Source organism: Massilia antarctica (assembly GCF_015689335.1).
Classification (GTDB): Bacteria; Pseudomonadota; Gammaproteobacteria; order Burkholderiales; family Burkholderiaceae_D; genus Telluria_A; species Telluria_A antarctica.
Genome location: NZ_CP065053.1, coordinates 5,794,385 through 5,820,779, shown reverse-complemented (window position 1 = coordinate 5,820,779; position 26,395 = coordinate 5,794,385). Strand labels below are relative to the sequence as shown.

General features: G+C 64.2%; 21 protein-coding genes. 11 read left to right on the top strand and 10 right to left on the bottom strand.

The features are described from left to right. Positions 1-167: 167 nt before the first annotated feature. Positions 168-4,079, top strand: a complete 3,912-nt coding sequence (locus tag IV454_RS25650) for a two-component regulator propeller domain-containing protein (RefSeq protein ID WP_229521830.1) — start codon at positions 168-170, stop codon at positions 4,077-4,079. Between the two features lie 33 nt (positions 4,080-4,112). Then, positions 4,113-5,258 carry an alpha-hydroxy acid oxidase gene (locus tag IV454_RS25645; protein ID WP_206088465.1) on the top strand — a complete coding sequence of 382 codons (1,146 nt, stop codon included), beginning with the start codon at positions 4,113-4,115 and terminating at the stop codon, positions 5,256-5,258. Between the two features lie 25 nt (positions 5,259-5,283). Here the strand turns inward: IV454_RS25645 and IV454_RS25640 are convergent, their stop codons facing one another. After that, positions 5,284-6,228, bottom strand: a complete 945-nt coding sequence (locus IV454_RS25640; RefSeq protein WP_206088464.1) for a D-2-hydroxyacid dehydrogenase — start codon at positions 6,226-6,228, stop codon at positions 5,284-5,286. A 1-nt stretch (position 6,229) separates the two neighbouring features. After that, positions 6,230-7,147, bottom strand: a complete 918-nt coding sequence (locus IV454_RS25635) for a LysR family transcriptional regulator (RefSeq protein WP_206088463.1) — start codon at positions 7,145-7,147, stop codon at positions 6,230-6,232. A gap of 132 nt (positions 7,148-7,279) precedes the next feature. Here IV454_RS25635 and IV454_RS25630 point away from each other — a divergent pair, with 132 nt between their 5' ends. The 7 genes from IV454_RS25630 (at position 7,280) to IV454_RS33405 (ending at position 16,144) form a co-directional block, all read left to right on the top strand. Continuing rightward, positions 7,280-7,474: a hypothetical protein gene (locus tag IV454_RS25630; RefSeq protein WP_054262739.1), complete on the top strand. Its 195-nt coding sequence runs from the start codon at positions 7,280-7,282 to the stop codon at positions 7,472-7,474. Further along, complete coding sequence (locus tag IV454_RS25625) at positions 7,471-8,316, top strand: alpha/beta hydrolase (RefSeq protein WP_206088462.1); 846 nt, start codon at positions 7,471-7,473, stop codon at positions 8,314-8,316. Before IV454_RS25630 ends, IV454_RS25625 begins: the two co-directional genes overlap by 4 nt. 168 nt (positions 8,317-8,484) lie before the next feature. Next, on the top strand, positions 8,485-9,765 hold the full coding sequence (locus tag IV454_RS25620; RefSeq protein WP_206088461.1) for an efflux RND transporter periplasmic adaptor subunit: 1,281 nt from the start codon (positions 8,485-8,487) through the stop codon (positions 9,763-9,765). Positions 9,766-9,770: 5 nt separating this feature from the next. Beyond that, the gene (locus IV454_RS25615) at positions 9,771-12,947 is read left to right on the top strand and encodes an efflux RND transporter permease subunit (RefSeq protein WP_206088460.1); all 3,177 of its coding nucleotides are present in this window, start codon (positions 9,771-9,773) and stop codon (positions 12,945-12,947) included. A gap of 8 nt (positions 12,948-12,955) precedes the next feature. Further along, positions 12,956-14,401 (top strand): efflux transporter outer membrane subunit, encoded by a 1,446-nt coding sequence (locus IV454_RS25610; protein ID WP_206092822.1) that lies wholly within the window; start codon positions 12,956-12,958, stop codon positions 14,399-14,401. A gap of 101 nt (positions 14,402-14,502) precedes the next feature. Further along, entirely contained in the window at positions 14,503-15,084 is a 582-nt protein-coding gene (locus IV454_RS25605) for a sigma-70 family RNA polymerase sigma factor (RefSeq protein ID WP_229521828.1), read from the top strand. Then, complete coding sequence (locus IV454_RS33405; RefSeq protein ID WP_206088459.1) at positions 15,071-16,144, top strand: hypothetical protein; 1,074 nt, start codon at positions 15,071-15,073, stop codon at positions 16,142-16,144. Before IV454_RS25605 ends, IV454_RS33405 begins: the two co-directional genes overlap by 14 nt. 174 nt (positions 16,145-16,318) lie before the next feature. Here IV454_RS33405 and IV454_RS25595 read toward each other — a convergent pair whose 3' ends face one another. Further along, the gene (locus tag IV454_RS25595; RefSeq protein ID WP_206088458.1) at positions 16,319-16,882 is read right to left on the bottom strand and encodes a leucine-rich repeat domain-containing protein; all 564 of its coding nucleotides are present in this window, start codon (positions 16,880-16,882) and stop codon (positions 16,319-16,321) included. Positions 16,883-17,029: 147 nt separating this feature from the next. After that, a complete protein-coding gene (locus IV454_RS25590) occupies positions 17,030-17,377 on the bottom strand; it encodes a hypothetical protein (RefSeq protein WP_206088457.1) in 348 nt (115 codons plus the stop codon). 186 nt (positions 17,378-17,563) lie between these two features. Here IV454_RS25590 and ligD point away from each other — a divergent pair, with 186 nt between their 5' ends. Further along, on the top strand, positions 17,564-20,143 hold the full coding sequence (gene ligD, locus IV454_RS25585; protein ID WP_206088456.1) for a DNA ligase D: 2,580 nt from the start codon (positions 17,564-17,566) through the stop codon (positions 20,141-20,143). Between the two features lie 15 nt (positions 20,144-20,158). Here the strand turns inward: ligD and IV454_RS25580 are convergent, their stop codons facing one another. From IV454_RS25580 to IV454_RS25555, 6 genes are all read right to left on the bottom strand, one after another. Then, complete coding sequence (locus tag IV454_RS25580) at positions 20,159-21,610, bottom strand: catalase (RefSeq protein WP_206088455.1); 1,452 nt, start codon at positions 21,608-21,610, stop codon at positions 20,159-20,161. Positions 21,611-21,687: 77 nt separating this feature from the next. Beyond that, complete coding sequence (locus IV454_RS25575) at positions 21,688-21,933, bottom strand: hypothetical protein (protein ID WP_206088454.1); 246 nt, start codon at positions 21,931-21,933, stop codon at positions 21,688-21,690. Positions 21,934-22,068: 135 nt separating this feature from the next. Next, entirely contained in the window at positions 22,069-22,419 is a 351-nt protein-coding gene (locus IV454_RS25570) for a hypothetical protein (protein ID WP_206088453.1), read from the bottom strand. An 82-nt stretch (positions 22,420-22,501) separates the two neighbouring features. Then, positions 22,502-22,738 (bottom strand): hypothetical protein, encoded by a 237-nt coding sequence (locus IV454_RS25565; RefSeq protein WP_206088452.1) that lies wholly within the window; start codon positions 22,736-22,738, stop codon positions 22,502-22,504. Between the two features lie 15 nt (positions 22,739-22,753). Beyond that, positions 22,754-23,740 (bottom strand): non-homologous end joining protein Ku, encoded by a 987-nt coding sequence (gene ku, locus IV454_RS25560; protein ID WP_206088451.1) that lies wholly within the window; start codon positions 23,738-23,740, stop codon positions 22,754-22,756. Between the two features lie 15 nt (positions 23,741-23,755). Next, positions 23,756-24,751 (bottom strand): SDR family oxidoreductase, encoded by a 996-nt coding sequence (locus IV454_RS25555; RefSeq protein ID WP_206088450.1) that lies wholly within the window; start codon positions 24,749-24,751, stop codon positions 23,756-23,758. Between the two features lie 186 nt (positions 24,752-24,937). On the opposite strand from IV454_RS25555, the gene IV454_RS25550 reads away from it, so the two are divergent. Continuing rightward, positions 24,938-26,374, top strand: a complete 1,437-nt coding sequence (locus IV454_RS25550; protein ID WP_206088449.1) for a GGDEF domain-containing protein — start codon at positions 24,938-24,940, stop codon at positions 26,372-26,374. Positions 26,375-26,395: the final 21 nt, after the last annotated feature.

Genomic DNA, 26,395 nt, shown 5'->3' with positions numbered 1-26,395 from the left:
GTGCTTCTACCACTCTCCGGATCGCTTGCATTTCCGAAGAAGGCGCTATTGTAGTGGCGCCTTCACCGTTTGTCCAGAGGGCAATCATAGCGCGGACAACAACAAGTAATTGTCATTCCTGGCCGGGCATCTGTTAGATTACTCCTATTGCTGCGTGGAACGCCCGAATGAAGCTTCGATTCACCACCCGCCTGAACGCGATGCTGCCCCGGCTGGCCCTGGCCTGGCTGCTGCTCATGGCATGCACCGGCGCGGCGCCGGCGTCGCCGGTGCGCAGCCTGCGCTTCGAACATATCGGGCTGGAGCAGGGGCTGTCGCAGGAATCGGTGCAAAGCATCCTGCAGGACCGCCAGGGCTTCATGTGGCTCGGCACCCAGGCGGGCCTGAACCGCTATGACGGCTACCGCATGACCGTCTTCAAGAACGACCCTGCCGATGCCGGCAGCATCGCCGACAATTACGTTTCCGCGTCCTTCGAGGACGAGCAGGGCCGCCTGTGGTTCGGCACCAAGGGAGGGCTGATCCGCTACCAGCGCGGCACGCAAAAATTCGTCCGCTACGCCAGCGCCGGCAATGCGTCGGCCGGCTTGAACAACCGCGTGGTGTCGGCCATCGTCAGCGACGGGCGCGGCGGCCTGTGGCTGGCCACCGGCGAAGGCCTCAAGCACTTCGACCCGGCCACCGGGCGCTTTGCCACCACGCGCAACGATCCGGCCGACCCGGCCAGCCTGAGCGACGACCGGGTCAACGCCCTGGCGCGCGATACCGACGGCAGTCTATGGGTCGGCACCGCGCGCGGCCTGGACCGGCTGGCGCCCGGCGCGCGCCGCTTCGAGCGTTTTTCCCTCGGCGCGCCACAGGAAGCCGCGCGCAACCAGGTGATGGCGCTCTCGCTCGGACCGAACCGCACTTTATGGATCGGCACCGGCGCCGGCCTGCATGCGTGGCGGCTGGGCGGCGCGGCGCCGGCGCGGCGCGAGATCGGCACGCAAGACGGCGTCGGCGCGGTGCGCGTGCTCTCGCTGTATCACGATACCAAGGGCGGCCTGTGGGTGGGCACCGAACTCGATGGCCTGTTGTGGCGCGATGCCGCCAGCGACAGGTTTGTCAGCTACCGTCACCAGCCGCTCGACCGCCATTCGCTGTCCGACAACCGGATCGCGGCCAGCTTCCTCGACCGCAGCGGCACCCTGTGGGTCGGCAGCTGGTTCGGCGGCGTCAACCGGGTCGACATCGCCAGCGGCGGCTTTAACCGGCTTGCGCACACCCCGGACGATGCCACCAGCCTCAGTTCGAACAAGGTCCGCGTCATCGCGGCCGATGGCAAGGACACGCTGTGGCTGGGCACCACCGGCGGTGGCGTCAACCGGCTGGACGTGGCCAGCGCCACTGCCACGCACCTGCGCCCGGGCGAGCTGGTGACCGCGCTGGCGGTGGCGCCCGGGCGGGTCTGGGTCGGCACGCCCACCGGCCTGTCGTGGATCGACAAGCAAAGCGGGCGCTCGACCCCGCTGGCGATCGGCACCGACGCCACCACGTCCTACATCCAGCGCCTGATGATCGACCGCGCCGGCATGCTGTGGGTGCTCACGCGCGGCGGGGTGCTGCGCTACGATCCGGCCAGCGGCGCCCGGAGCGGCTGGAGCCACGACCCGGACAACCCGCACAGCCTGGGCGAAAACCACGGCTTCGCGCTGCTGGAAGACCACCAGGGCTTCATCTGGATCGGCACCGACAACGGCCTCGAACGGCTCGACCGGGCCACCGGCCGCTTCACCCATTATCGCTACGACCCGGCCGACCCGGCCAGCCTGCGCCACAGCCGCATCTATTATCTGTTCGAGTCGCGCAAGGGCCAGGTCTGGGTCGGCACCGCGGGCGGCCTGCATCGGGTCGAAACCGGCGCGGACGGGCAGGTGCGCTTTCGCTTCTTCGCGCTCAACGGCGCGGCCGCTTCCGATCCGATCGGCGCCATCCTGGAAGACGACGCCGGCATGCTGTGGGTCAGCAGCACCGCCGGCCTGGCGCGCCTCGATCCGTCCAACGGGCAGGTCAAGCGCTACACCTCCAGGGATGGCCTGAACGACGGCTCGTACTTTGTCGGCTCGGCCGCGCGCCTGGGCGACGGCAGCCTGCACTTCGGCGGCATCGACGGCCTGACCTCGTTCCGGCCCGAGGCGATCCGTGAAAACCCGTATCCGCCGGCGGTGGTCATTACCGATCTCCTGATCTTCAACCGCCCGCTGCGCACCGGCCAGAAGCTCGATGGCGTCACCTTCGATGGCGCCATCGAGGATGCGAAATCGATCACCTTGTCGTACCGCGATACGGTGCTGTCGCTGGAATTCGCCGCCTTGCATTTCGCCGATCCCCAGCGCAACCGCTACCTGTACCAGCTCGAAGGCTTCGACCAGGGCTGGGTCAGTACCGACGCGGGCAAGCGCTTCGCCACCTACACCAATCTCGATCCGGGGCACTACGTGTTCCGCGTCCGCGCCAGCAACAAGGATGGCGTGTGGAGCGAGGCGCCGACCACCCTGGCGATCACGATCACGCCGCCGGCCTGGAAGACATGGTGGTTCCGCACCTTGCTGGCCGTGCTGGTGCTTGGCCTGGGCTATGCGCTGATGCGCGTGCGGGTGCGCGCGCTGGTGCAGCAAAAATCCCTGCTCGAACGCCAGGTCGGCGCGCGCACCGCCGAATTGCAGCTGCAGAAGGACTCGGTGGAGCGCCAGAAAGTGGAAGTCGAACAGGCGCACCGCAACATCGCGCTCCTGAGCGCCATCGGGCGCAAGCTGACCGCCAAGCTCGATAGCGAATCGATCATGCTGATGCTGTACGCGCACGTCAATGAGTTGATGGATGCGAGCGTGTTCGGGATCGGCCTGTACCGGCCCGAGCGCGCCACCATCGACTACCCGTTCGCGATCGAGGGCGGCAAGCGCTATGCGCCGTATTCGCGCAGCATGGACGACCCCAACCAGCTTGCGGTCTGGTGCATCCTCAACGAGCGCGATGTCTTCATCAATAACCTGGACAAGGAGTACGGCAACTACATCGCCGACCTGTCGCTCACCTCCAGCGAAGACCATCTGGGCACGCTCGAAGACGGCACCCTGCCGACGCCACCGCGCTCGCTGCTGTACGTGCCGATCGCGGTCAACGGCCGCATGCTGGGAGTGGTGTCGGTGCACAGCTACGTCGAGAATGCCTACGGGCGCATCCACCTGGACATGCTGCGCACGCTCGCTTCCTACGTCGGCGTGGCCTTCGATAACGCCGACGCCTACCGCCAGTTGCAGGACGCGCAAACGCAGCTGGTGTCGCAGGAAAAACTGGCGGCGCTCGGGTCGCTGGTGGCCGGCGTGGCGCATGAACTGAACACCCCGATCGGCAACAGCCTGCTGATGGCCAGCACCTTGCAGGAAAAGACCAGCGAGATCGCGCAGAAGTTCGACGGCGCCACCATCCGCCGCTCCGAGCTGAAAGTATTCATCGATGCGTCGCAGGAGGCGTCGGAGCTGATCATGCGCAGCCTGTTCAACGCGGCCGACCTGCTCAACAGCTTCAAGCAGGTGGCGGTGGACCAGGCCAGCGCGCAGCGCCGCCGCTTTCACCTGGAGCAGGCCACGCACGAAATCATCGCCACCATGATGAACCAGGTGCGCAAGGCCGGCCACACGCTCGAACTGGAGATGGAAGCCGATATCGAGATGGACAGCTATCCGGGACCGTTCGGCCAGGTGATGATCAACCTGATCAATAACGCAATGCTGCACGCGTTCGAGGGCCGCAGCGGCGGGGCGATGACCGTCACGGCCATGCGCCAGGGCACGGAGCGGGTGCTGCTGACCTTCCACGACGACGGCGTTGGCATCCCGGCCGAACACCAGGCCCGCATCTTCGATCCGTTTTTCACGACCAAGATGGGACAGGGCGGTTCGGGACTGGGTTTGAATATCACGTACAACATCGTCACCTCGCTGCTGGAAGGGAGCATCAAGGTCGAGAGCAGCGCGGAGCGCGGCACCACCTTTTTCATCGACCTGCCGCTGCGTGTGGCGCCGCTGGCGGCATAGAATACGACAAGCACGACGCCAACAAGGAGATGCATGACCATCATCACGACGATTGAAGACCTGCGGGTGCTGGCGCGCAAGCGCGTGCCGCGCATGTTCTACGACTACGCCGACGCCGGTTCCTGGACCGAATCCACCTACCGCGCCAACAGCGACGATTTCGCGAAGATCAAATTCCGCCAGCGGGTGGCGGTCAACCTGGCCGACCGCACCACGCGCAGCACGATGGTGGGGCAGGAGGTGGCGATGCCGGTGGCCCTGGCGCCGACCGGCCTGACCGGCATGCAGCATGCGGACGGCGAAATCCTGGCCGCGCGCGCCGCCGAACGGTTCGGCGTGCCGTTCACCTTGTCGACCATGAGCATCTGTTCGATCGAGGATGTGGCGGCGCATACGACCAAGCCGTTCTGGTTCCAGCTGTATGTGATGAAGGACCGCGAATTCATCAACCGCCTGATCGACCGCGCCAAGGCGGCGCGCTGTTCGGCGCTGGTGCTCACGCTCGACTTGCAGGTGCTGGGCCAGCGCCACAAGGATATCCGCAACGGCATGACGGCCCCGCCCAAAATGACCTTGGCGAACATCGTCAACCTGATGACCAAGCCGCGCTGGGTCATGGGCATCTTGCGCACGCCGCGGCGCGGCTTCGGCAACATCGTCGGCCATGCCAGCGATGTGTCGGACATGTCGTCGCTGTCGGCATGGACTTCGCAGCAGTTCGATCCGGCGCTGTCGTGGGCCGATGTGGAGTGGATCAAGCAGCGCTGGGGCGGAAAACTGATCATCAAGGGCATCATGGATGCCGAGGATGCGCGCCTGGCGGCGGACAGCGGGGCCGACGCGCTGATCGTGTCCAACCATGGCGGGCGCCAGCTCGATGGCGCGCAGTCGAGCATCGGCGCGCTGCCGGCCATCGTGGAGGCGGTGGGCAAACGCATCGAAGTGCACATGGATGGCGGCGTGCGCTCGGGGCAGGATGTGATCCGCGCGCTGGCACTCGGTGCCAAGGGCGTGTATATCGGCCGGCCTTTCCTGTACGGGCTGGGAGCGATGGGCGAGCAGGGCGTGACCAAGTGCCTGGACATCATCCGCAACGAACTCGATCTGACGATGGCATTTTGCGGCCTGCGCGACGTGAACGATGTCGACCAGCGGATTCTGTTGCCGGGAACCTTTTAAGGCCCCGCGACTCGCGCGCGGCGTGTCAGACCACGTTCAAGGGTTGGCCGGCCGCGAACGCCTCGACGTTATCGATCAGCATATCGGCCAGGGTTTGCATCGCCCCGGCGCTGGCCCAGGCCACGTGCGGCGTCAGGATGAAATTCGGCAGCCGCAGGGCCAGCAGCGGATTGTCCGGCGCCGGCGGCTCGGTGCTCAGCACATCGAAACCGGCGCCTCCCAGCACGCCGCCGGTCAGCGCCCGCGCCAGCGCCGCTTCATCGACCAGGCCGCCGCGCGCCGTGTTGATCAAGAGGGCGCCTGGCTTCATTCGGGCCAGTTGCCCGGCGCCGATCATGTTGGCCGTCTGCGCGGTCAGCGGCAGGTGCAGGCTGACCACATCGCAGGTGTGCAGCAGTTCGTCGAGCGTGAGCACCTCGACTCCGGGGTCGTCCACCTTCGAGCGCGACACCACGCACACGCGCATGCCGAAGGCGCGCCCGATGGCCGCCACCTTCTTGCCGAGGGCGCCGTAACCGACGATGCCGAGGCGGCTGCCCGCCAGGTCGGCAATCGGGTGGCTGAGCAGGCAAAACTGGCTCGACCTCTGCCAGTGCCCGGCGTCGACGTCGGTGCCGTAGGCCTTCAGATTGCGGCGCAAGGCGAGAATGAGGCTGAAGCAGTGCTCCGGCACCGGCACCAGCGAGTAATTGCGGATGTTCGAGACGACGATGCCGCGCTCGCGGCAGGCGTCGAGATCGACATTGTTGGTGCCGGTGGCGGAAATGGCCACCAATTTCAGGTCCGGCAGCTGGGCGATGTCGGCCGCGCGCAGCGGAACCTTATTGGTGATGGCGATGGTAGCGCCGCGCAGGCGCTCCACCACGTCGCCGGCGCCGCTGGCGGCGTACTCGCGCCACTCATGTTCGAATGCGGGGCGGCGCACGTGCGCCTGGAGACTGTCGCGGTCCAGAAAGACGATCGTTTGCATGTCAGAGCCTTTGCAGTTGCAGCTGTGGATGGGTGAGGAACAGGTCGGCCACCCATTCCACGAATACGCGCACCTTGGCCGACAGATGGCGGTTTTGAGGGTACACCACGTTGATCGGCAGCGGGGTGCTGGTCCAGTCGGCAAGGACGATTTCCAGGGTGCCGGCGGCGACCATCGATTCGGCCATGAAGCTCGACATCTGCACCAGCCCCAGGCCCTGCATGCCGGCCCGCATATAGGCGGTCGAATCGTTCACGGCCAGGCAGGCCGGGGCCGCGATGTTGATCACTTCGTCGCCGCGCGCGAAATCCCAGTCGTAGGTCTTGCCGGTCTTGGTGGAAAAGTAGTTGATGCAGCGGTGGCTGGCCAGGTCGTTCGGATGTGTGGGGCGCCCGTGCTGGTCCAGGTAGGCCGGCGTGGCGCAGGTGACAAAATGCAGGACGCCGATGCGGCGCGCGATCAGGGCCGAATCGGGCAGGTTGCCGCCGCGGATGGCGCAATCGACGCCTTCTTCGATCAGGTCCACCGGACGGTCGCTGCATCCGAGGTCGATGCGGATGTCCGGGTAGCGCTGGAAAAAATCGGACAGCGCCGGAATCAGGATATCGTTGGCGACGCCGCTCGATACATCGACCCGCAGCCGTCCGCTCGGATTGGCGCGGTTGCGCGAGAGCGATTCCTCGGCTTCGCGCACGTCCGACAGGATGCGCAGGCAGCGCTCGTAGTAGGCGGCGCCGTCGGCGGTGACGCTGACATGGCGCGTGGTGCGGTGCAATAGCTTTACTTCGAGCGCCAGTTCCAACGCTTGCACCAGGGTCGAGACGGTGGCCTTGGGCAACTGCATGTTCTCGGCCGCGCGCGTGAAGCCCCCGGCGTCGACCACCTGCACAAACACTTCCATCGCTTGCAATTTATTCATATTCCTCCGTATTGTTCAGAATTCTGAACAATCAATTCGCTCTTGCCCTCTTTATCAGATTGTAGAACAAGTTTAAAGTGACCGTACTGCATCAAAGGATGTAGGGACAAAGGAAGGAAAGGGGAACTTTTTATGCGTTATCAAAAAGCAATCATGTTGGTCGCGACGCTTGCAATGGCGATGTTGACACTGACCGGCACCGCCCTGACCGACCAGTTTCCGCAAGCGGCAAGCGCCGAGAGCGTCGGTTTTGACGCACTCGCACATGACCTGTTCGGCAGCACCCTGGTCGCCAGCGCCGATGAAGAGCCGGGAGTGGCGGAATGAATCGCGTGGACGCGCCGGCGCAGTTGAAAATCCGCGACCTTGAGGTTGCGGGGGCCGAAGGCCAGCTGGCTGCGCGTCTGTATGCGGGCGGCGACGCCGGCGCCAAGAAGGATGGCCTGATCGTGTTCTTTCACAGCGGCGGCTTTGTCGGTGGCGACCTCGACGAGGCGGACGAATTCCTGCGCCACCTGGCCAGCTGCTCGACCCAGAACCTGGTACTGGCATCGTGCTACACCCTGGCGACCGAGCGGCCGTTTCCCGCCGCCGCCGAGGATGCGCACGCGGTGCTGGTGTGGGCCAAGAAGCACAAGGCCAAGCTGGGATGGAACGGCAAGCGCCTGGTGGTGTCGGGCATTGAAGCAGGCGCCAACCTGGCCGCCGTGTGCGCGCTGATCGCGCGTGACCGGGGCGGCCCGGCACTGGCCGGCCAGATCCTGATCATGCCGATGCTCGATCCGGGCCTGTCGACCTGCTCGATGCGCGAAATTCCGCAGGACCCCAGCCGGGCCGGCGTGGCCGACAGCTGCGCGGCGAGCTACCGCGGCTACCTGCCCAATGCCGCCGACCGCACGCACCCGTACGCGTCGCCGCTGCAATCGAGCCGGCTGAAGAATCTGCCGCCGGCGCTGATCCTGTCGGCCGAAGACGATCCCCTGCGCGACGAGGCGGAACAATATGGCGCCAAGCTGGCTACTTGCGGCGTCACCACCACGGTCAAACGGATGGCGCCGGCGCCGCTGCAAGACCCGGCCGCGCGCAATGAATGTGCCTGCAGGGCCGTTGCGCTGCATGAAATCGGAAATTTTTTACTTGGCCTGGACGCTCCGCCCAGCCCACCCTGACATAACGCGTCACCCGTAGCACCACCACCAGTTACCCCCCGTGCAGCTGCGCTGAGAGATCCTCGCCGCAGCGTACGGACCCTTTTCGCCTTTTCGCACCACCGCAGGTCGCTGTAGCCTCGCTTACCGCCTGACTCATTAAATATTTTCATTAATAAGAGGAACAACATGAAAACCACTAATCGATTAATGACCTTCGCCCGGCCGCTGGCCACCGCGATGGCACTGGCGGGACTGGCGGCCTTGTCGCTGGCGGGTTGTGAAGACGCAAATAGCAAGGCCCAGCCGGCGGCGCCGGCGGGGCCGCCGATCACCGCCGCCACCGTGATCGAGCGCTCGGTCAACGAGACCCAGGAGTTTTCGGGCCGCCTCGAAGCGGTGGACCGGGTCGACATCCGCGCGCGCGTGAATGGTTTCATCACGTCGATGAATTTCAAGCCGGGCAGCGTCGTCAAGAAAGGCGATGTGCTGTTCGTGATCGACCCGCGCCCGTACCAGGCCGAGGCGAACCGCGCCGAAGCTGCCGTCAGCTCGGCCCGCGCGCGCGCCGACCTGGCCAAGCTGGAACTGGCCCGCGCCGAGCGCCTGCTGGGCGACAAGGCGATCGCCCAGCGCGAGTTCGATGAAAAGGCCTCGGGCCTGAAGGAACTGGACGCCAACGTGCGCGCGGCCCAGGCCTCGCTCGAAGCGGCGCGCCTGAACCTGAGCTACACCAATGTGCACGCGCCGATCGGCGGGCGCGTCTCGAAAGCCGAAGTCACCACCGGTAACCTGGTCGACGGCAGCGTGATCCTGACCTCGGTGGTGTCGAGCAATCCGATCTACGCCACCTTCGACGGCGACGAAGATACCTACCTGCGCGTCGGCCGCGTGGCCCAGAAGGGCGCCACGGTGCCGGTCAAGATCGGGCTGGCCAACGAAAGCGGCTTCCCGCACGAAGGCAAGCTCGAATTCGTCGACAACCGCCTTGATTCGGCCACCGGCAGCGTGCGCATGCGCGCCATGTTCGACAACACCGACAACACGCTCGTTCCGGGCCTGTTCGCACGGGTTCAGTTGAGCGGCAGCGACAGCACGCAAGCGAAGGCGGTCCTGATCAACGACCGCGCCATCGGCACGGACCAGAACCGCAAATTCGTCTACGTGATCGGCGCCGACAGCAAGGCCGAATACCGCGCCGTGACCCTGGGCCCGTCCATCGACGGCTTGCGCGTGGTGCGCAGCGGCGTCAAGCCGGGCGAAAAAATCATCGTCAACGGCTTGCAGCGCGTGCAGCCCGGCGCGCCGGTGACGGCCCAGATGGTGGCGATGGACCAGGACGGCAAGGCGCCGCAGGCAAAGGCGGACGACAGCAAAACAGCGGACCCGAAATCCGCCGAGGCGGAGGCCAAGGCCGGAGCCAAGGCCGAGATCAAGGTTGCCGACGCATCGGCTAAAACCAAGGAATAATTCACATGAACTTTTCACGATTTTTCATCGACCGGCCGATTTTCGCGGCCGTCCTGTCGATTATCGTATTCGTGGCCGGCCTGCTGTCGATCTTCAAGCTGCCGATCTCCGAATACCCTGACGTGGTGCCGCCTTCGGTGGTGGTGCGTGCGCAGTATCCTGGCGCGAACCCGAAAGTGATCGCCGAAACCGTCGCCGCGCCGTTGGAGGAGCAGATCAACGGCGTCGAAAACATGCTGTACATGTCGTCGCAGAACACCTCCGACGGTTCGCTGACCCTGACCGTGACGTTCAAGGTCGGCACCAACGTCGAACAGGCCGAGTCGCAGGTACAGAACCGCATCCAGCGCGCCTTGCCGCGCCTGCCCGAGGAAGTGCGCCAGATCGGCGTGACGGCCGTGAAAAGCTCGCCCAACCTGACCATGGTGGTTCACCTGGTTTCGCCAACGGGCCGCTACGACGACGTCTACCTGCGCAACTACGCGGTGCTGAACGTGAAAGACCAGCTGGCCCGTATCCAGGGCATGGGTGAAACCCAGCTGTTCGGCGCGGGCGACTACGCCATGCGCGTCTGGCTCGATCCGCAAAAGGTCGCGGCGCGCGGCATGACCGCGTCCGACATCGTCGCCGCCGTGCGCGAGCAGAACGTGCAGGTCGCCGCCGGCGTGATCGGCGCGTCGCCATCGAAAGGTTCCGAGTTCCAGCTGACCGTCAACACCCAGGGCCGCCTGACCAGCGTCGAGGAATTCGGCGACATCATCGTGCGTACCGGGTCCGACGGCGCCATTACCCATCTGCGCGACGTGGCACGCATCGAGCTGGGCTCGAACTCGTACTCCCTGCGTTCGCTGCTGAATAATAAATCGGCCGCGGCCATCGCGATTTTCGAGGCGCCCGGCGCCAACGCGCTGCAACTGTCGGCCGACGTGCGCGCCAAGATGGCGGAACTGAAAAAGGACTTCCCGGAAGGCGTAGACTTCAGCGTCGTGTACGACCCGACCCAGTTCGTGCAGGAGTCGATCAAGGCCGTCATCCACACCCTGCTCGAAGCGGTGGCCCTGGTGGTGCTGGTGGTGATCATCTTCCTGCAAACCTGGCGCGCATCGATCATTCCGCTGCTGGCGGTGCCGGTGTCGATCATCGGTACCTTCGCCGTGATGCTGGGCTTTGGCTTTTCGATCAATACCTTGTCGCTGTTCGGGCTTGTACTGGCCATCGGTATCGTGGTCGATGACGCCATCGTGGTGGTGGAAAACGTCGAACGTAACATCCAGGAGGGCTTGAGCCCGCGCGACGCGACGGTGCAGGCCATGAAAGAGGTGAGCGGTCCGATCATCGCCATCGCGCTGGTACTGTGCGCCGTGTTCGTGCCGATTGCGTTCGTGGCCGGCCTGTCGGGCCAGTTCTATCGCCAGTTCGCGCTGACGATCGCCATTTCGACCGTGATTTCGGCATTCAGCTCGCTGACCCTGTCGCCGGCCCTGGCCGCCGCCTTGCTCAAGCCGCACCATGCGCCGAAAGATGGCCTGACCCGCGTGATGGACAAACTGTTCGGCGGCTTCTTCGCCTGGTTCAACCGCTTTTTTGGGCGCGCATCGACCCGCTACGAAGGTGGCGTGAACGTTGTGCTCAAGCGCAAAGGCATTTCGCTGGTGGTGTACGCCGTGCTGGCCGTGGCTGCCGTGTTCATGTTCAAGGCCGTGCCGAGCGGCTTCGTGCCGGCCCAGGACAAGCAGTATCTGGTCGGCTTCGCCCAGTTGCCCGACGCCGCCTCGCTGGACCGCACCGATACCGTGATCCGCAAGATGTCGGAAATCGCCGCCGGCGTGCCTGGCGTGGAATCGTCGGTCGCCTTCCCGGGTCTGTCGATCAACGGTTTTACCAATGCGCCGAATTCGGGCATCGTGTTCTTTACCCTCAAGCCGTTCGACAAGCGTACCGGCAAGGGCGAATCGGGCCCGGAAATCGCGCAGGAAGTGAACAAGCGCCTCGGCGCCATCCAGGATGCGTTCATCATGGTGTTCCCGCCACCGCCGGTCAACGGCCTGGGTACCATCGGCGGCTTCAAGATGATGCTGGAAGACCGCGGCAACGTGGGCTACGACGAGTTGTACAAGGCCAGCCAGGCGATGCAAATGAAAGCGTGGCAGAACCCGCAGCTGGCCGGCGTGTTCTCCAGCTTCCAGATCAACGTGCCGCAGCTGTTCGCGGACGTCGACCGGGTCAAGGCCAAGCAGCTGGGCGTGCCGTTGCAGACCATCTACCAGACCTTGCAGATCAATCTGGGCTCGCTGTATGTGAACGACTTCAACCAGTTTGGCCGTACCTACCAGGTGCGCGTGCAGGCCGATGCCCCGTTCCGCTCGCAGGCCGACCAGATCGCCCAGCTCAAGGTACGTAACGATAAAGGCGAAATGATTCCGCTGTCGTCGCTGATGCGGGTCAAGGATACCTACGGTCCGGACCGCGTGCAGCGCTACAACGCCTACGTCTCGGCCGACATGAACGGCGGCCCGGCTCCCGGCGTCTCGTCCGGACAGGCCCAGGCCGCGCTGGAAAAGATCGCCGCCGAAGTGCTGCCGAAGGGCGTGTCGTACGAATGGACCGAACTGACTTACCAGGAGATCTTGTCCGGTAATACGATGGTGCTGGTGTTCCCGCTGTGCGTGCTGCTGGTGTTCCTGGTGCTCGCCGCGCAGTACGAAAGCTGGACCCTGCCGCTGGCCGTGATCCTGATCGTGCCGATGTCGATCCTGTGCGCCCTCATTGGCGTCAAGCTCACCGGTGGCGACAACAACATCTTTACCCAGATCGCGCTGTTCGTGCTGGTGGGGCTCGCGTCCAAGAATGCGATCCTGATCGTCGAATTCGCCCGCGAACTTGAAGACCATGGCCGCACCATAGTCGAAGCCGCGCTGGAAGCTTGCCGCCTGCGTCTGCGTCCGATCCTGATGACGTCGATCGCGTTCATCATGGGCGTGGTACCGCTGGTGTTTTCGAGCGGCGCCGGCGCCGAAATGCGCCATGCGATGGGCGTGGCGGTATTCGGCGGCATGCTGGGCGTGACCTTCTTCGGCCTGTTCCTCACGCCGGTGTTCTACGTGCTGCTGCGTACCTTCGCCAAGAAGATGGAAAAGAAATCAAGCGTGGCAGTGCCTGCGCATCTGGAAGGAGCAGTGTAATGACTGATATGACGAGAACGATCACCAGGCGCGTCGCGCCCTTGCTGGCGGCGCTGCTGCTGGTGGCCTGTTCCAGCGTGCCGGAACTGAAAGCGCCGGCGCTCGACATGCCGTCGAGTTTCAAGGAGTCGTCCGAGCCGTTGCAGGCGGCCGACGGCACGCGCTGGAAGGTGGCGCAGCCGGCCGAAGGGCAGGCGCGCGGCGAATGGTGGCTGGCGTTTAACGACGCCAACCTGACCGCCTTGATCCGCGAGGCGACCGACGCCAACGCCAGCCTGGCGGTGGCCGCGGCGCGGGTCAAGCAGGCCAGGGCGCTGGCCGGCTTGGCCGAGGCGGACCGTTCGCCGCAGGTGGGGGCGGGCATGGGCGCGCAGCGCAGCCGCACGTCGGGCGTCTCGCGCGGTTTGGCCGACGATGCGCCGGTTGCACCGGGCAATGTGTACCAGGCCAGGCTGACGGCCAGTTACGAGCTCGATCTGTTCGGCCGCGTGGCCGCCAATGTCAGCGCCTCGCGCGCCGACGCGCAAGTCTCCGAGGCGACCTACAAGTCGGTCTTGCTGGCCTTGCAGGCCGACGTGGCGCAGACCTACTTCAAGCTGCGCGAAACCGACGCCGAACTGGCGACCCTGGCGCGCACCGTGGACCTGCGCACGCAAAGCGTGAAAGTGAACCAGAGCCGCTACGATAATGGCGACATCGGCGAATTCGACCTGGCTCGCGCCAGGACCGAACTGTCGACGGTGAAGGCCGAGGCGATCGGCTTGCAGCGTCAGCGCGTGCAGTACGAACACGCGCTGGCGGTGCTGCTGGGGAAACCGGCGGCCATGTTCAGCGCCGACGTCAACCCGCTGGTGGAGTCGGCGCTGCTGCCGGCCATTCCGGCCGGGCTGCCATCGTCACTGCTGGAGCGCCGTCCCGACATCACCGCCGCCCAGCGCGCCATGATCGCCGCGAACGCCCGCATTGGCGTGGCCAGGACGGCGATGTACCCGTCCCTGAGCCTGACCGGCGGCCTGGGCACCGAGTCCGGCAGCGGCGGCAATCTGTTCAGCTGGAGCGCGCGTTCATGGGTGCTGGGTGCGCTGCTGTCGATGCCGATCATCGATGGTGGCCGCAACAAGGCCAATATCGCGCGCAGCGAAGCGGTGCTGGAGGAGTCGGTTGCGACCTACCGCCAGAACGTGCTGGTGGCCTTCGCCGAGGTCGAGGACAACCTGGCCGGCCTGCGCATTTTGGCAGGCCAGACGGAGCAGACCGATGCGGCGGTGGTATCGGCGCGCCGTTCGGCCGACCTGGCGCAGAAACTGTATCAGGCGGGCCGTTCGAGCTATCTCGACCTGCTCGACTCCCAGCGCAACCTGGCCGCGGTCGAACGCAACGCGGTCAAGCTGCGCGGCGACCGCGCCGTGACCACGGTGGCGCTGATCCGCTCCTTGGGTGGCGGCTGGCAGTAATCATCCAGTAAGCATCAAGTAAAATTCCCACCATCGCGTTGCCGCGGCTTTCCTGCCGCGGCAATTGCGTATTCACAGGGCAGGCCATACAATGGCCGCACATGCCCGCCACCTTACAAGACGAGCAGCTGATGCTGCGCTACCGCGATGGCGACCTGGTCGCCTTCGAGGAGCTCTATCGCCGTCACCATGCGGGCCTGTACCGCTTCGTCGCCTGGCGTTCGCCGCGCGCTGACTGGGTCGACGAAATCGTACAGGATAGCTGGATCAACCTGCATCATGCGCGCAGCCGCTACCAGCCGGAGGCGGCGTTTCGCACCTATCTTTACCAGATCGCCCGCAATCGCCTGCTCGACCTGCTGCGCCAGCATCAACCGGTGCTGGCCGCGGAACTGGGCAGCGGCACCGATGGCCGGGACGTATTTGACTCGCTGGCCGATGCGGCGCAGGATGTGGTTTCGCCGGACGTCGCGCTCGAACAGAAGCAGCAGTACGACAGCCTGCACGTGGCGCTGGCCGGTTTGCCGAGCGAGCAGAAAGAGGCGCTGGTATTGCAGCAGTTTTGCGGCATGAGCCTCGAAGACATCGCGGCCCTGGTGGCAGCGCCGGTGGAAACGGTCAAGAGCCGGCTGCGCTACGCCATGCGGAAACTGCGCGAAGGGAGACTGAGTGAACAACGATGACATGAGCGACGAGGAATTCGACGCCTTCCTGCGTGGGGAAGACGATCTGTCGCGCCGTCTGCGGGGGTTGACCCAGCCCGCTTCCAGCCCGCGGCTCGATGCGGCGATTCTCGGGTATGTGAAGTCGGGGCTGGCGCAGGAGGCGCGGCCGGCGGCGGCCAACGATGCCGCCGGTGGCGATGCGTCCCCGCGCCTGGCGCCAGGCCTGGGCCGGCGCTGGCGCATTCCGGCCGGGATTGCGGCGGGGGTGCTCGCGGGCGTGCTCGGACACCAGCTGTACCAGGGTGGCGGGGCGCGCAAGGAAAAGGAGATGGCTGCGGCGTCCGTGGTGGCGCTGGACCAGGCTGCCGCCGAGATGGCGCCGCAGGCGCCCGCAGCGCCGCGCCCGGCACCCGTGAATGCGGAGGTGGCGACGGCGCCTCCACCGCCGCCGGTGGCGGTGGCCGCTGCCCCGCCGGCGCATGAACCGCCACCCTCGGGGCTTGCCTCCCCGCCGTCGGTGAAACCAGCGCCGCCGGCGCCATTACCGCAGGCTCCGATAATCGCAGCCGCGCCGCCGGCGCCGCCGCCTGTCGGGCAGGCGCTTTCCAAACCCTCCGCGCCGCCACCGGCTGTGGAGGGCGCGCTGGCAGGCTTCGGTTCGGAGCCAAAAGCGCGAATGCACGAGAACTACACGACAGCGCCATCGCCGACGCCATCGCGCGTATTGGCAGAACCAGAAACCGCGGCGGCCCCGCCGGCCATGAAAATGGGTGCCGCTGCGGCGTCGGAACGGGTGCCTGTCGAGGCGAGGCGCAGTGCCGAGGCTCCGTCTGAACGGTTCTCCCGGAATGAAGCGTCGGCTGACCGTACGGCAGGGAAGGCCGCGGCCGCGCCGCGCGCGGATCAGGAAACGATGCATGCCAAGCGCGCGCGCGACTGGCTGTCGGTGATCGACACCATGCTCAAGGCCGACCTGAAAAGCGACGCGCTGGCCGAGTGGACCAAATTCCGCGTCGCCTATCCCGACTATCAGGTGCCGGACGAGATGCTGGCCCGGATTGCGGCAATCAAGCGCTGAAGCTCCATCGCGGTGTGACCCTTGGCCGCCGAGCGCACAGCGTCCGGCGCTACTTCCTCCGACGCCGGCTTGCGCCGGGTGGCCGATAGCATTGCAGGACATCCCGTCAATGGTGTAGCGGCGTTCCCGCCCGAGTAACCCGGCGCACTTGAGTGCCGCGTCGATCGTCCTTATTCAAGCGAGCCATTTACCGTCGAATTGCCCTTCACAAAATTCGCCGTGTCCTTTAACTAAAATGGCACAGTCCGGTATTTGCAGCGAGAGTGCTTTTACAGTCTCGATCGACTCGCCGCAGTTGTCGGAATCGATGCACAGTCGTTTCAAATTTTTCATGCATCCCAGTTGTTTCAGTCCCTGCTGATCGATGGACGTCCCATGGATCTGCAAATCGACCAAATTATCCAGCTTGGTCAGATGTTCAACGCATTCGTTCGTCAGCTGATCGTTCTCTTTCAGTCTAAGACTCGCAAGTCGCGGCAATTTCGCAAGACAGCGTAGACCTTGATCGGAAATTTCGGTCCATTGCAAGTTGAGGTCCTCAATGGACGCCACATTGCACACGTGGCGCAGTCCGATGTCATCAAGGTTTCTCCCTGCGAAGCTGGCGGACTCAAGTTGCCAAAACTCGGCAAGCTTCTTGAGTTCGTCCATATCGATATCGGAATTGAGCGAGAAATGTTTAATCGACGTGTCGAATGGATGACCATGAATGGCGACGATGTTGCCCGAATTTTTCACGATGATGTCCTTGATGACTGCCAGTTCGACAAGCCTCAGACCATTCCTTTGGGCACATTTTTGTGCATAACGACAAAAAGTAGATGGCCCGTGCGGACGAAAAAAAAGACAGGCAGGCTGTCTTTTTCTTCTCACTACCGGTAAAACTTACTTCATTGCTGCGTCTTTTTTGGCTTCTGCATTGTCGACAGCTTTGTCGGCTTTGGCTTCTGCTTTGGCTTTTTTGGCTCTCGAATGCGCTTTGGCTTTCTTTTTGGTGGCATCGGCGTGGGCGACGGCGACGTCCGACTTGGCTTCGGCGTTTACTTTTTCTACTTTTGCATCCGCTTTTGCGTCGGCTTTGGCTTCTTTAGCGTCGGCTTTGGCAACTGCTTTCGTTTCTTTTGCTGCTGCTTTGGCAGCTGGTGCGGCAGGAGTAGCAGGAGCGGCAGGAGCCTGGGCGAAAACCGAGGTAGCGAACAGACCGGCGATCAACGATGCGATAACTTTTTTCATGGTGTTTCCTCAGTGTGGTTATATGGTGGAGCAATTCTTGGGTGCTACAGAGTCACTAACGCGGCGACATGCACATCAGTTGACGCGATTTACAACTACTTACAATCAGCTCAGTTAGCTGGCGAACAGTCGTCCGGCCTGCCCGGCGCTAGACTCGCCAAAAACTACTCAGCCAAGGTTCGCGCCATGCCGGATGCATTGAAAATCTATCAATCCAAGCGCAATTTCTCGATCACGTCCGAACCGGCCGACGGCGGCGAACCGGCGTCCGATGCCCTGACCTTCGTGATCCAGAAACACTGGGCCAGCCGCCTGCACTACGACTTCAGGCTGGAATTGGACGGTACCATGAAAAGCTGGGCCGTGCCAAAGGGACCGAGCTACGACACCAGGGACAAGCGGATGGCGGTGCACGTCGAGGATCATCCGATATCGTACTCCAGCTTCGAAGGCACGATCCCGGAAAAGCAGTACGGCGCCGGCAAGGTGATCATCTGGGACAAAGGCACCTGGCAGCCGCTCGACGATCCGCGCAAGGGCTACGAGAGCGGGAACCTCAAGTTCGAGATGCATGGCCATAAGATGCATGGCAAGTGGGTTCTGGTACGGATGAAGGGCAAGGGCGAAAAGCAGGAGCCCTGGCTGCTGATCAAGGAAAAGGACGATTACGCCAGGCCGGCCGCCGAGTTCTCGGTGGTCGACGAGATGCCTGACAGCGTCAGCAAACTGCCCATGCCGGGCGCCAAAGGGTTGAAATCGAAGGCCAGGGCCGCAGCACCCGTGAAAGCGGCTCCCAAGGCCGGCGGCCGTGGAATGCCCGAGGGTGCGGTCAAGGCGGCGCTGCCAGCCACGCTGTCGCCGGAACTGGCGACCCTGGTCGACCAACCGCCGCCCGATCCGACCGGCTGGATCTTCGAGGTCAAGTTCGACGGCTACCGCCTGCTGGCCCGGATCGAGGGCAAACGGGTGCAACTGTTCACCCGCAATGGCCACGACTGGACCCGCAAGCTCGAACCACTGCACAAGGAACTGGCCAGACTCAAGCTGCCGGACGGCTGGTACGACGGCGAGATCGTGGTTCACGACGAGAATGGCAAGCCCGATTTCGGCCTGCTGCAACTGGCCTTCGATGGCTCGAATACCGCCGACATCGTGTATTTTGTGTTCGATGCACCTTACTTCAAGGGCTACGACCAGCGTGACGTGCCGCTCGAAGCGCGCCGCGCACTGCTCGGCGCCGCGCTGGAAAAGGCGCCGTCGGACGCCGTGCGGTTCTCAAGCGAATTCGGCACCGATCCCGAGGAACTGGTCGTTGCCGCCTGCAAGCTGGGGCTGGAAGGGGTGATCGGCAAGCGGCGCGACTCGCGTTACGTCTCGCGCCGCTCTCCCGACTGGATCAAGCTCAAATGCGGCCAGCGCCAGGAATTCGTCATCGGAGGCTATACCGACCCGCAAGGCTCGCGCGCCGGTATCGGCTCACTGCTGCTGGGGACTCACGACAAGGATGGCGTGCTGCAGTACGCCGGCAACGTCGGCAGCGGCTTCACGCAAGCCGTGCTGAATGACCTGAAAGACAAATTAAGCGCCCTCGATACCGACGAGAGCCCGTTCCCGCCCAAGGCGGTCGCGGGCCGCAAGCATCACTGGGTCAAGCCAAAGCTGGTCGCGGAGGTCAGCTTTGCCGAGTGGACCAGTGCGGGGGCGATCCGCCATGCCGTTTTCCAGGGCCTGCGCAGCGACAAACCAGCCAGGGGAATCCGGCGCGAAGTGGCCAACCATGTGGAGGATGTGATGCAGACCCAGACAACAACGCAAGCCAAGACCAAGGCCAAGGCAGGACCGAAAGCGAAGGCGGAGCCGGACGCGCCGGAGACCACCCTGCCGGCCACCCTCAAGATCACCCACGGCGAACGCGTCATCGACGAACAAAGCGGCACCACCAAGATCGAACTGATTCGCTATTACGCGCTGGTCGGCCCGCTGATGATGGAGCATCTCAAGGGCCGGCCGGTGTCGCTGGTGCGCGCGCCATCCGGCGTGGGCGGCGAACTGTTTTTCCAGAAGCATTCGGAGGTGGGCAAGCTGCCCGGCGTGAAGCAGATGGAACCGGCGCTCGATCCCGAGCACCCGCCGATGCTGGAGGTGGGCAGCGTGGGCGGCATTTTATCGGCCGCGCAGTGGAACGTGGTGGAGTTCCATACCCAGAACGCCATCGGCAAAAGCTATGAGACGCCCAACCGCATGGTGTTCGACCTGGACCCGGGCGAGGGTGTCGACTGGGCCGCCATCCAGGAAGCGGCGCAGCTGATGCACGCTTTTCTCGACGAACTTGGCCTGCCATCGTTTCTGAAGACCAGCGGCGGCAAGGGCTTGCACGTGGTGGTGCCGCTCAAGGGCGGCCTCGATTGGGACACGGTGAAGGATTTTTCGCAGGAGGTGGTGCGCCATCTGGCGGCTACCTTGCCGGACCGCTTTGCATTCAAGAGCGGGCCGAAAAACCGGGTCGGCAAGATCTTCATCGATTACCTGCGCAACGGGCGGGGCGCCACCACCGCCTGCGCGTGGTCGGCGCGCGTGCGGCCCGGGCTGGGGATTTCGGTGCCGGTCGGGTGGGACGAACTGGCCGCCCTCAAATCGGGCGACCAGTGGACCGTGCACAACGCGCACACGCGGCTCGATCGCGGCAATGAGCCGTGGGATGGCTACGCGAAGGCCGCCAAAACGCTGGCGGCCGCCATGATGAAGCTGGGCTTCAAGAAGGAATAAAGCGCCTGGGCCGCCTTACCTGATGTTCAGCGCGGCCCGCACACCGGCGCCGTAAGCGCTGTCGGCCTTGTCGAAGTGCGCCAGCTGGCGCTGCAGGATCTCGTCGCTCACCTGGCTTAAGGGACCGGCCAGGTTGGCGCATAGGTTCAGTTTCTCCTGCGCGGTGAGGAGGCGGAACAGATTGCCGGCCTGGGTGTAATCGTCTTCCACGCCGCGCCCATCGAAGCGGGCGGCCCCGCCGCGCAGTCCCAGTTCAGGCTCGCCGTGACCCATGCCGCGGGGGGCGCTGCCGACCGCGTTGACGGTGGCGTAGTTCTGCGCCGCGCCGCCGTTATGCACCGCCATCGTGCCGTCACGCTGCTGGTTGTGGATCGGGCAGCGGGGCGCGTTGACCGGCAAGTGCTGGTGGTTGGTGCCGACGCGGTACAACTGGGCGTCGTGGTAGGCGAACAGGCGGCCTTGCAGCATCTTGTCCGGAGAGTAGCCCATGCCCGGCACCGCGTTGGCCGGCGAAAACGCCACCTGTTCGACTTCGGCGTGGTAATTGTCGGGATTGCGATTGAGTTCGAAGATGCCGACCGGGTGCAGCGGGAAGTCGCGGTGCGGCCAGACCTTGGTCAGGTCGAACGGATTCCAGCCGGTGCGCGCTTCCCAGTCGTCCAACTGCTGCTCGGTTGCCACCTGGAGGCGCACTTCCCATTGCGGAAACTCGCCGCGTTCGATGGCGCCGAACAGGTCGCGCTGGGCGTAATCCGGGTCTTCGCCGGCGATGCGCGCGGCGTCGGCGGCACTCAGGTTCTTGATGCCCTGGCGCGTCTTGAAGTGCCACTTCACGTAGACACGTTCGCCGGCGGCGTTGATCAGGCTATAGGTGTGGCTGCCGAAACCGTCCATGTGGCGGTAGCCGTCCGGGGTGCCGCGGTCGGAAAACAGCATCGTCACCTGGTGCAGGCTTTCCGGGGCCTTGCTCCAGAAATCGAACATCATGGTGGGCGACTTGAGGTTGCTGCGCGGGCAGCGCTTTTGGGTGTGGACGAAGTCGGGGAACTTGATCGGGTCCTTGATGAAGAACATCGGCGTGTTGTTGCCAACCAGGTCCCAGTTGCCTTCTTCGGTATAAAACCGCACAGCGAAACCGCGCGGATCGCGTTCGGTGTCGGCGCTGCCGCGTTCTCCGCCAACGGTGGAGAAGCGCGCGAAGGTCTCGGTTTTCTTGCCGATGGCGCTGAACAGTTTGGCCTTGGTGAAGTGGCTGATGTCGTGCGTGACCGTGAAGCTGCCGTAAGCGCCCGAACCTTTGGCATGCACCACGCGCTCGGGAATGCGCTCGCGGTTGAAGTGCTGGAGCTTTTCGATCAGGTGAAAATCCTGCAGCAGCAAGGGGCCGCGCGGGCCCGCGCTGATGGAGTTCTGGTTGTCGGCAACCGGAATGCCGGATGCGGTCGTGATCTGTTGGTCTTGGCTCATGCTTGCAACTCCTCAGTGGTGATTCGATGCAAGAAGTTTAGTTGAGTCAATTAATTAGCCAAAGACAATTAAATAAATCATTTCGATAGTTTTGTTAAATTGACCTTGGGAATGGGGAACAGATAACTGACTAAGAACATGCCCAGCATTGGAAGAAGGGTCGTGATGAAGGCGACGCTGAACCCGTCGCCACCGCCGGCGAATCCGCCGGCAGCGGTCAGGACGCAGAGCAGCACGTACATGCCAAACCGGATTGCCTTGGTTTTGAAGGGCATGTTGGTAAACGCCAGATACCAGATCAGCCAAGCCGAGATGAACGCCATCGGCCAGCATAACATGAGCTAGATAAGTGCATAGGGAGACAGCATGCCAACGCCGCCGATGACGCATCACAGGAAAGCGATGTACACCATCGCAGCACCGAGGTGCTTCCTCATTTTGCTGCCTTTCACAGGCCTTCAGTCTTTCGCGACGACGATGCCGCGGCCGTAGCCGCCGTGCGCCTTGGGCAGCAGGATGCACAGCATGGCCGCCTTGTCGGTGCTGGCGATCGACTCAATCACCTGGCGCTGGTCGGCGTAGTCTTCGGACGCACGCAGCTGGTCGGCGCTCATGCCGGAGCGTTTGACCTGGCTGTCCAGGCGCTCCTTGTCGATCTTGACGTTGGGGCAGTGGGCGCTGGCGTAATCGGCCGACGCCATGGCGCCGGCAACCTGGGCCTGGATGGCTTCCTGTTCGGTGACATCGGCCAGCGCCGCGCCGGAGCTGAAGCAGAGCAGGGCGGCGGCGGCCAGGATGGCTGGTTTCATGGTGATGTCCTGTTAATCGTTGGCAGCTGAGCTGCGAAATAATTAACATTATCACATGAACCTGCTTCGCCCCCCAAGATGATCAGGCATCCTCGTTCTTGCGAATCCCGCGCACGTTCAGGGCCAGCAGCCCGACGTTAAGGGCAATCAGCGCCCATGCAGCTTCTGCCCAGCCCCAGGCGATCCACATCAGGTTACCGACGATGAGCATCCAGAAGGCGACGATGCGCTTGCCGGGCTTTTTCGACCCCATCCACCACGCGGCGGCAAGGCTGATCGCCATTGCCGGCCACTCAAGTAAAGCGAAAATCTCGTCCATGCGTCTCCTGTCGGGTCAGGCGGCTTTGCGCCGTGCCGGCGCCGCCTTGGCCTTGGCCGCCGGCTTCGCCACGGCTTTTGCCGCCGGCTTGGCCGCCGCCTTGGCGCTGGTGGTTTTCGATGCGGCCTTGCGCGGCTTGGCTGGTGGCGCTTCCTCGTCCTCGTCGCCATCGTCCTCGTCGTCGTTGGCCGCCTTGCCCTTGCCGGGCTTCTTGCCCAGGCTTTGCTGAAGCAGGGCCACCAGGTCGATGACGTTGCCCTTGGCGGCAGGCGCTTTTTCCTTGTCGGGCATGGTGATGGTCTTGGTCTGCTTGGCCTTGACCTTCTTCTCGACCAGCGCCAGGATATCCTCGCGGTAGGTGTCGTGGTACTGCTCCGGTTCCCAGTCTTCGCTCATGCCTTCCACCAGCGCCATCGCCATCTTCAGCTCCTTGTCCGAGATGGCGGCGGTTTTCGATTTTGCGGCCGGGATTTTCAGTTCATCGGTGGGACGAATCTCGTCGCTGTAGCGCAAGGTGTTGAGCACGATGGTGTCGCCCTCGCACACCAGCGCCGCCAGATGCTGCTTGACCCGGATGATCACCGTGGCGATGCCGATCTTGCCGACTTTTTTCAAGGTTTCGCGCAGCAGCGCATACACCTTGTCGCCGCCCTTGCCGGGCGCCAGATAGTAGGGCTGCTCGTAGTACAGCAGCGGCACCGTCCCGGCGTCCACGAACGCCAGGATGTCGATGGTGCCGGTCGCCTCGGGGTTCGCGCGCCGCAGGTCTTCCTCGGACAGCACCACGTACTCGCCGTCGCCGTACTCGTAGCCTTTGACGATATCGTCCCAGACCACTTCCTTGTTATTGCCCTTGTTGTAGCGCTTGAAGCCGACCGGCGAGAAGTCGCGGCGGTCGAGCATGGTCAGGTCGAGCGCGTTGTCGCGCACGGCCGGATACATCTCGACCGGAATATGCACCAGCCCGAAGCTGATGGCGCCTTTCCATAGACTGCGTCCCATATGCCGGTCCTTTCCTTAGCTGCCTACGCTGCCTGTGACCGGCAACACGATGCCGGTGATATAGCTCGAACACACCGCCGAGGCCAAAAATACATACGCCGGTGACAGTTCCTCCGGCTGGGCCGGACGGTGCATGTCGGTGTCCTGGCCGAATTTGGCGATCTTCTCGGGCGACTGGTCGGCCGGATTGAGGGGCGTCCATACCGGCCCTGGCGCAACCGCATTCACGCGGATGCCCTGTTCCAGCAGGTTCGATGCCAGCGACATCGTGAACGCGTGGATCGCGCCCTTGGTCGCCGAATAATCGAGCAGCTTGGCCGAACCCTGCAAGCCGGTGACCGATCCGGTATTGATGATGGCGGCGCCGCGCTTGAGATGGGGCAGGGCGGCCTTGGCCATGTGGAAGTAGCCGTAGATATTGGTGCGCATGGTTTCGTCGAAGCGCTCCTCGGTCAGGTCCAGCAGCGACGCCGCATGTTCCTGGAAGGCGGCGTTATTGACCAGCACATCGAGGCGCCCGAATTCGGCCACGACCTTGTCGACGGCCTCCTTGCAGAACGCCATGTCCTTGACGTCGCCCGCCACCGTGATGCAGCGCTGGCCTTCGGCCTCGATGCAGCGTTTGGTTTCTTCCGCGTCTTCGTGCTCGTTCAGGTAAAAAATCGCCACATCGGCGCCTTCGCGCGCGAACAGCACGGCCACGGCGCGCCCGATGCCCGAATCGCCGCCGGTGATGATCGCCGTTTGCCCCTGCAGTTTGCCGCTGCCCTTGTAAGCGTCGGCCATAAAGCGCGGTTTGAGTTCCATCGACGCTTCGATACCGGGTTTGACCAGGTGCTGCGACGGCAGCGGCGGCGCCGGCTGCCGTGGGCCGCCCGTCTGCACCGCTGCCTTGCTTTCCTCGGTGCTGGCCGAGGCGTCTTTCTGATCCTGCCTGCTCTGGATCGCGCGCTGCTTGTCGGCGACCGCATCGACCTGTGAATTCAATTCGTTTTGATCCGTATTTGCCATGGTGCTTCCTCCATTCGAACTGGCAGTATCCGACCGCAGCGCGCTGCTGACGGTGCGGCCGCGCACACTGCGCCCGCGTTGGTGTTTGCGGCTTTTGTGCTTTATGGCAAACTGTGGGGCGGCCAGACGCAAGGTATGTTGCCACTGCGTATTCATGCCGCATGCTTTCGAGCTCAAGGAGACCCGATGTCGCAGCAGATTGGACTTTTTCTGAATCCGGTAGGACAGCGTCGGGTCGATTTCCAGGGCAGCTACGCTGATATGTTCGCGCGCCTGTTCATCGCCGACGGCACCGAGCAGGCCACCCTATTGCTGGGCCAGGAGCGGGTCGACCTGCTCATCATCGATCTGGAACGGTTCGACAGCAGCTTCGATCTCGACGCGCTCGGTGAACTGATCGCGCGCCGCGCCGGTGCGCCGGTGCTGCTACTGTGCCCATTCATCAGCGCCGGCTGGCTGCCCGCGCTGATGAAGTGCGGTCCGCTGGCGTATGCCATCGCGCCGCTCGACGACACCGACCTGCGCGCCGCGATCACGGCGCAGCTGGACGCTCCCATCGCGGCCGAAACGTCGGCCGACGAGCTGCGCTCGCTGCTGGCCCTGCGCACCCGGCTGCAGCAGGCACTGGTCGACGTGGACGACATCACCACTGTGGCCGAACAGATTTGCGTGGCGCTGTGCGACGTTTCCGGCGCCGTGCACGCGTCGCTGTTTCGCATGGATGTACCGGGCGACCTGCAGCTCGAAGCGCAGTTTTCGCCGACCGGCATCAATCTGGCGCGGGTGCTTCACCGCAGCGACAGGCTGCTGCAGTCGCCGCTGCGGCATGCCTTTCCGGGCCTGGTCGCGGCCTGCAGCAATGAGATGGCCTTGCTGGATGCGCCGGCCAAGGCCGGCGAGCCCGAACTGGCACTGTCCCTGGTCGACAAGGGCGTGGAGATGGTCATCGGGCTGCCGCTGGGGAGTGCGCCGGGAAGCGCGCTGGCCGGGTCGCTGTGCCTGATGTTCGGGCGCGCGCGCCAGTTCAGCTGCGCGGAACTCGATTCGTTCATGGCGCTCGCGCAGATGGCCGGCTTCGGCCTGCGCATGGCCGCGATGAGCCGCGAAAACGAAGCCTTGCTGGGAAGGGTGACGCACCTGGCGACGGTCGATGCGCTCACCGGGGTGGCCAACCGGCGCCACGGCGAGCATCTGCTCGAACTCGAAATCAAGCGCGCCCGCCGCTACAAGGTGCCGGCCGCGCTGATCGGCTTCGACATCGACCGCTTCAAGGCCATCAACGACCAGTTCGGCCATCCGGTGGGCGACGCCGCGCTGCGCACGGTGGCGGAAGTGACCCAGTCGGTGCTGCGCGCCAGCGATGTGCTGATACGCTCGGGCGGCGAGGAATTCTTGATCATCGTGCCGCACACCAGCGCGATCGACGCGCTCAAGATCGCCGAAAAGATCCGGGTGGCGGTGGCGCAGACCGATATAGCGGGCTGCGACCGCCTCACCATTTCGCTCGGCGTGGGGCAACTGGCCGACCAGGAAAGCGCCGACGCGCTGATGCTGCGGGTTGACGCGGCGCTGGGCCGGGCCAAGCGCGCGGGCCGCAACTGCGTCGAACTGGCGATGTCGTAGCGACCGGCGCTTGCCCCATCG